Genomic DNA, 5,940 nt, shown 5'->3' on the forward strand with positions numbered 1-5,940 from the left:
ACCCTAAACCACGATCGCTGGTCGGCCTCTGACCCCAACGTACGCGCAGGCTGAATGACAGGCTCGTCAACGTTGTTTCAGAAGACCTACTTGCCTCCCCACAGGTTCGCCTCCCTTCAGTCCGGTTCGCCAAAGACTTCTTGTAATACGTCATCACCGATCGGGAAATGGCGGCCGAGGCTATTTCAACACAAGGCGTTGTGCCCGCGGCACCTTCCTTCGCGATCGTCGCTCCAGCAGATCCATCTGAGGCGCCGACGACCCAGGCTTGCAGGCACAAAGCACTCGAAATGCCATATTAGCCGCCTAGACTGCACGAAGGTCCTTTCAAAACACGCATCCATCATCAAGGTTGACTGTTCCACCGCCATCGCCAGCAGACTCACTCCCACAGGTTTTGCGTTTTAACCGAATGGCCATGGCATAATCCGTCACCAATTTTTTCCAGCACCTGCAAAGGGGGCAATTCCTTGACCGTTTCAAGCAAAACGTTGCACCTTTTCGGCATCAAAGCCTGCGACACCATGAAAAAAGCGCGCACCTGGCTCGATGAACACGCTGTCAGCTATGACTTTCATGATTACAAAACGGCCGGAATCGACCGTGAACACCTGACCCAGTGGTGCGACGAGCACGGCTGGCAAGTGGTGTTGAACCGTGCAGGCACGACCTTTCGCAAGCTCGACGACGAACGCAAAGCCGATCTCGACCAGCCGAAAGCCATCGAACTGATGCTCGCACAACCCTCGATGATCAAGCGCCCGGTGCTCGATCTCGGTGACCGAACCCTGATTGGCTTCAAGCCAGATATCTACGCGGCAGCGCTCAAGTAAGCCAGCCCGTTCAATTTTGTTAGAGGTTATTTACATGTCCACTACCCTGTTCAGCCTGGCCTTTGGTGTTGGTACTCAAAACCGTCAAGGCGCATGGCTGGAAGTGTTTTACGCACAGCCCCTGCTTAATCCTTCGGCCGAACTGGTCGCGGCCATCGCACCGGTTCTGGGCTACACCGAAGGCAATCAGGCCATCGCGTTCAGCACCGCTCAGGCGTCGCAACTGGCTGAAGCACTGAAAGGCGTCGACGCTGCCCAGGTCGCGCTGCTGACCCGTCTGGCCGAGAGCCACAAGCCATTGGTCGCGACCATTTTGGCTGAAGACGTCCAGCTGACGTCCACGCCTGAGGCGTACCTCAAGCTGCACCTGCTGTCCCACCGCTTGGTCAAGCCGCACGGCCTGAACCTGGCGGGCGTATTCCCGTTGCTGCCGAACGTAGCCTGGACCAGCCAGGGCGCCATCGACCTGTCCGAACTGGCCGAGCATCAACTGGAAGCCCGTCTGCGTGGCGAGTTGCTGGAAGTGTTCTCGGTGGACAAGTTCCCGAAAATGACCGACTACGTGGTTCCGGCCGGCGTGCGTATCGCTGACGCGGCACGTATCCGTCTGGGGGCCTATGTGGGCGAAGGCACCACCGTGATGCACGAAGGTTTTGTTAACTTCAACGCCGGTACCGAAGGCCCGGGCATGATCGAAGGTCGTGTATCGGCAGGCGTATTCGTCGGCAAGGGTTCGGACCTGGGCGGCGGTTGCTCGACCATGGGCACTCTGTCGGGCGGCGGCAACATCGTGATCAAGGTCGGCGAAGGCTGCCTGATCGGTGCGAACGCCGGTATCGGTATCCCGTTGGGCGACCGCAACACCGTTGAGTCGGGCCTGTATGTGACCGCTGGCACCAAGGTGGCGCTGCTGGATGAGCACAACAAGCTGGTCAAAGTGGTCAAGGCGCGTGAACTGGCCGGTCAACCTGACCTGTTGTTCCGCCGCAATTCGGAGACTGGTGCCGTGGAATGCAAAACCCACAAATCGGCCATCGAACTGAACGAAGCACTGCACGCTCACAACTAAGCGTCGAAAGCTCACCTGTGGGAGGCTCACTCCCACAGGGTCTGGCGTACACCCGCCCATGTTTACCAGGGCCGAATAACATGATGATCCCCTCTCCCTGGCGCGCCGACTTTCCGGCCATCGCCGCTCTGCAACGGCAAGACCAGACCTATCTGGACAACGCCGCCACCACGCAAAAACCTCAAGCCCTGCTGGACGCCCTGACGCATTACTACGCCAACGGCGCAGCCAATGTGCATCGGGCGCAACACTTGCCCGGCGCCCATGCCACCCAGGCGTTCGAGGCCAGCCGCAGCAAAGTCGCCCGTTGGCTGAATGTCGGCGATGGCGGGCAGATCATTTTTACTCACGGCGCGACTTCTGCGCTGAATCTCCTGGCCTATGGCCYGGAACACTTATTCAATCCGGGCGATGAGATTGTCATCAGCGCCCTGGAGCATCACGCCAACCTGCTGCCATGGCAACAACTGGCCCAGCGACGCGAGCTGAAACTGGTGATCCTGCCGCTGGATACCGACGGTTTGATCGACCTGGAGGCCGCCGCGCAGTTGATCAACCCACGAACCCGCTTGCTGGCGGTCAGTCAGCTGTCCAACGTGCTCGGCGCCTGGCAGCCGCTGCCCGCTTTATTGGCGATGGCCAAGGCGCACGACGCCTTGACGGCGGTCGATGGCGCTCAAGGCGTGGTGCATGGTCGGCATGACGTGCAGGCGTTGGGTTGCGACTTTTATGTATTTTCCAGTCACAAGCTCTACGGTCCCGATGGACTCGGCGTGTTGTACGGCCGCAATGAAGCGCTGAAACACCTGCGCCACTGGCAATTTGGCGGTGAAATGGTGCTGGATGCGGACTACCAAAGCGCTCGCTTTCGCCCTGCCCCACTGGGTTTCGAGGCTGGAACGCCGCCGATTGCCAGTGTGATTGGTTTGGGGGCGACGCTGGATTACCTGGCGGCCCTCGATCAGGACGCCGTGTCTGCGCATGAAGCGGCGCTGCACAATTATTTGTTGAAAGGTCTAGAAGCGCGCAATGGCATTCGGCTGCTGGGCAAGCCGCAACTGGCGCTGGCGAGTTTTGTCGTCGAGGGTGTGCATAACTCTGATCTGGCGCATTTGCTGACCGAACAGGGCATCGCAGTGCGCGCCGGTCATCACTGCGCCATGCCGTTGCTCAAGAGTTTCGAGCTGGCCGGGGCGATTCGGGTGTCGCTGGCGCTGTATAACGATTCCGAAGACCTGGAGCGATTCTTTGAAGCGCTGGATCAGGCGTTGGAGCTGCTGCGATGAGCCTGCCTGTCGACGCGGTGACGGCGCTGGACACGTTTCAGAACGCGGCTGGCTGGGAACAGCGAGCGCGGTTGTTGATGCAGTGGGGCGACCGTCTGCCTGCGTTGAGTGATGTGGATAAGATTGACGCCAACCGGGTGCATGGCTGTGAAAGTCAGGTCTGGTTGGTGGGCTCGCTTCAGGATGGCCATTGGCGGTTTTCGGCGAGCAGCGATGCGCGGTTGATTCGCGGGCTGGTGGCGTTGCTGCTGGCGCGGGTCAACGGGTTGTCGGCCGCTGAACTTCGGCAGGTGGATTTGYCGGAATGGTTCAATCAGCTTGGGCTTTCGCGACAGCTCTCGCCTTCGCGCAGTAATGGCCTGAATGCCGTGCTTCAGCGGATGAATGAGTTGGCTCAGTAGCTGATCGTTCCCACGCTCCGCGTGGGAATGCCTCTTCGGACGCTCTGCGTTCGGCTGTTGAAGGGACGCGGAGCGTCCCGGGCTGCATTCCCTCGCAGAGCGTGGGAACGATCAGCGTCAGACAGGCTTGACGCGATCCGAAGGCCGCCGAACCCCGGCAACAATCTTATCCACAGCCTTGGTCGCCGCGACCATGCCGAACGTCGCCGTCACCATCATCACCGCGCCAAACCCGCCGGCACAGTCCAGTTTCACGCCATTCCCTACAAAACTCTTCTGCAAGCAAATGCTGCCATCGGGTTTCGGGTAGCGCAGTTGCTCGGTGGAAAACACGCACGGCACGCTGTAATGACGGGTCACGGTGCGGGAGAAATTGTAATCACGGCGCAATGTAGAACGAACTTTCGACGCCAACGGATCGTTGAACGTACGGTTCAAATCGCACACCTGAATCAGCGTCGGATCAATCTGCCCACCCGCCCCGCCGGTGGTGATGATTTGGATCTTGCGTCGCTTGCACCAGGCAATCAGCGCCGCCTTGGCGTTAACGCTGTCGATGCAGTCGATCACGCAGTCAATGTTCGGCGTGATGTACTCGGCCATGGTCTCGCGGGTGACGAAATCTGMCACCGCGTGCACCGTGCAGTCCGGGTTGATCCCGCGCAGGCGCTCGGCCATCACTTCGACTTTCGGTTTGCCGACGGTGCTGTCCAGCGCGTGTAATTGACGGTTGGCGTTGCTGACACAAACGTCATCGAGATCAAACAGCGAAATCTCGCCCACCCCACAACGGGCAACGGCTTCCGCCGCCCAGGAACCGACGCCACCGACGCCGACAATCGCCACATGCGCCGCGCGCAGGCGCTCCAGCCCCTCGATGCCATACAAACGGGCGATGCCTGCAAACCGCGGATCTTCTGTGCTCATGACCAATACCCCAAAAACCGGCGCGCATTATAGGCTTCACAGCGAGAACTTTTAACCTTCTGGCTACAAGTGTAAGAACTTATGTGAAACGGGATTGCCCAACGTCAGACTTTTCCCTGCCTGATGTACGGTAAGTGAAAGCACGGTGTAGGATGCGCGCCCCAAAGTCCTTTGGCAGCCGTTCTGCCGACCGTTCCTTCGTTCCACTGCCTCCGGAACCCGAAATAACCATGTCATCGCGTAAATTTGGACTCAACCTGGTCGTGGTGCTTGCCATCGCAGCCTTGTTTACCGGCTTCTGGGCGCTGATCAATCGCCCGGTCACCGCCCCCAACTGGCCTGAACAGATCGCTGGATTCTCGTACTCGCCGTACCAGCAAGGCCAGTACCCACAAAAAGAGCAATACCCGACCGACGATCAAATGCGTCGCGACCTGGAGATCCTGAGCAAGCTCACGGACAACATCCGTACTTACTCGGTCGATGGCACATTGGGAAACATTCCCAAACTGGCAGAAGAGTTCGGCTTGCGGGTCACCCTCGGGATCTGGATCAGCCCGGACCAGGAGCGCAATGAGCGCGAAATCACCCGCGCCATCGAAATCGCCAACACCTCGCGCAGCGTGGTTCGTGTGGTTGTAGGCAACGAGGCAATCTTCCGTAAGGAAATTACCGCCGCCGAACTCAGCGTACTGCTGGATCGCGTCCGCGCGGCCGTGAAAGTGCCGGTTACCACTTCCGAGCAGTGGCACGTCTGGGAAGAACACCCGGAACTGGCCAAACACGTCGACCTGATCGCCGCGCACGTTTTGCCTTATTGGGAATTTATCCCGGTGGACAAGGCCGGCCAGTTCGTCCTCGACCGCGCCCGCGACCTGAAAAAGATGTTCCCGAAAAAACCACTGCTGCTCTCGGAGGTTGGCTGGCCGAGCAACGGTCGTATGCGTGGCGGCACCGATGCCAGCCCGGCAGATCAGGCGATTTATCTGCGCACTTTGGTCAACAAGCTCAACCGCCAGGGCTTCAACTACTTCGTGATCGAAGCGTTTGACCAACCGTGGAAGGCCAGCGACGAAGGTTCGGTGGGCGCGTATTGGGGCGTGTTCAACGCCGCGCGCCAGCAGAAATTCAACTTCGAAGGCCCGGTAGTCGCGATCCCGCAATGGCGAGTAMTGGCGATCGGCTCGGCCGTATTGGCGTTGCTGTCCCTGACCCTGTTGATGATCGATGGCTCGGCCCTGCGCCAGCGTGGTCGTACCTTCCTGACCTTCATCGCGTTTCTGTGCGGCTCGGTGTTGGTGTGGATCGGTTACGACTACAGCCAGCAATACAGCACCTGGTTCAGCCTGACCGTCGGATTCCTCTTGGCCCYCGGTGCACTCGGGGTCTTTATCGTTCTGTTGACCGAGGCCCATGAGCTGGCC

6 protein-coding genes are annotated in these 5,940 nt (G+C 59.4%); 5 read left to right on the plus strand and 1 reads right to left on the minus strand.

Annotation, left to right across the window (positions count from 1 at the left end; all coding sequences use genetic code 11):
• Nucleotides 1-470: 470 nt before the first annotated feature.
• The 4 genes from AC1DRJ_RS17735 (at nt 471) to AC1DRJ_RS17750 (ending at nt 3,589) form a co-directional block, all read left to right on the plus strand.
• Nucleotides 471-833, plus strand: a complete 363-nt coding sequence (locus tag AC1DRJ_RS17735) for an ArsC family reductase (protein WP_007949322.1) — start codon at nt 471-473, stop codon at nt 831-833.
• Between the two features lie 34 nt (nt 834-867).
• On the plus strand, nt 868-1,902 hold the full coding sequence (dapD, locus tag AC1DRJ_RS17740; protein ID WP_477803302.1) for a 2,3,4,5-tetrahydropyridine-2,6-dicarboxylate N-succinyltransferase: 1,035 nt from the start codon (nt 868-870) through the stop codon (nt 1,900-1,902).
• Nucleotides 1,903-1,982: 80 nt separating this feature from the next.
• Nucleotides 1,983-3,188 (plus strand): aminotransferase class V-fold PLP-dependent enzyme, encoded by a 1,206-nt coding sequence (locus AC1DRJ_RS17745; protein ID WP_477803303.1) that lies wholly within the window; start codon nt 1,983-1,985, stop codon nt 3,186-3,188.
• Nucleotides 3,185-3,589: a SufE family protein gene (locus AC1DRJ_RS17750; RefSeq protein WP_477803304.1), complete on the plus strand. Its 405-nt coding sequence runs from the start codon at nt 3,185-3,187 to the stop codon at nt 3,587-3,589. Before AC1DRJ_RS17745 ends, AC1DRJ_RS17750 begins: the two co-directional genes overlap by 4 nt.
• Before the next feature lie 117 nt (nt 3,590-3,706).
• Here the strand turns inward: AC1DRJ_RS17750 and tcdA are convergent, their stop codons facing one another.
• Complete coding sequence (gene tcdA, locus AC1DRJ_RS17755) at nt 3,707-4,516, minus strand: tRNA cyclic N6-threonylcarbamoyladenosine(37) synthase TcdA (protein ID WP_477803305.1); 810 nt, start codon at nt 4,514-4,516, stop codon at nt 3,707-3,709.
• Between the two features lie 230 nt (nt 4,517-4,746).
• Here tcdA and AC1DRJ_RS17760 point away from each other — a divergent pair.
• Nucleotides 4,747-5,940 (plus strand): glycoside hydrolase family 17 protein (locus tag AC1DRJ_RS17760; protein WP_477803306.1); only part of this gene is annotated, 1,194 nt, incomplete at its 3' end.

This window comes from Pseudomonas sp. P5_B2 (assembly GCF_056400445.1).

Excerpts from the sequence above, each read along its gene's own strand:
- dapD (WP_477803302.1), top strand. The coding sequence starts at position 868 with ATGTCCACTACCCTGTTCAGCCTGGCCTTTGGTGTTGGTACTCAAAAC.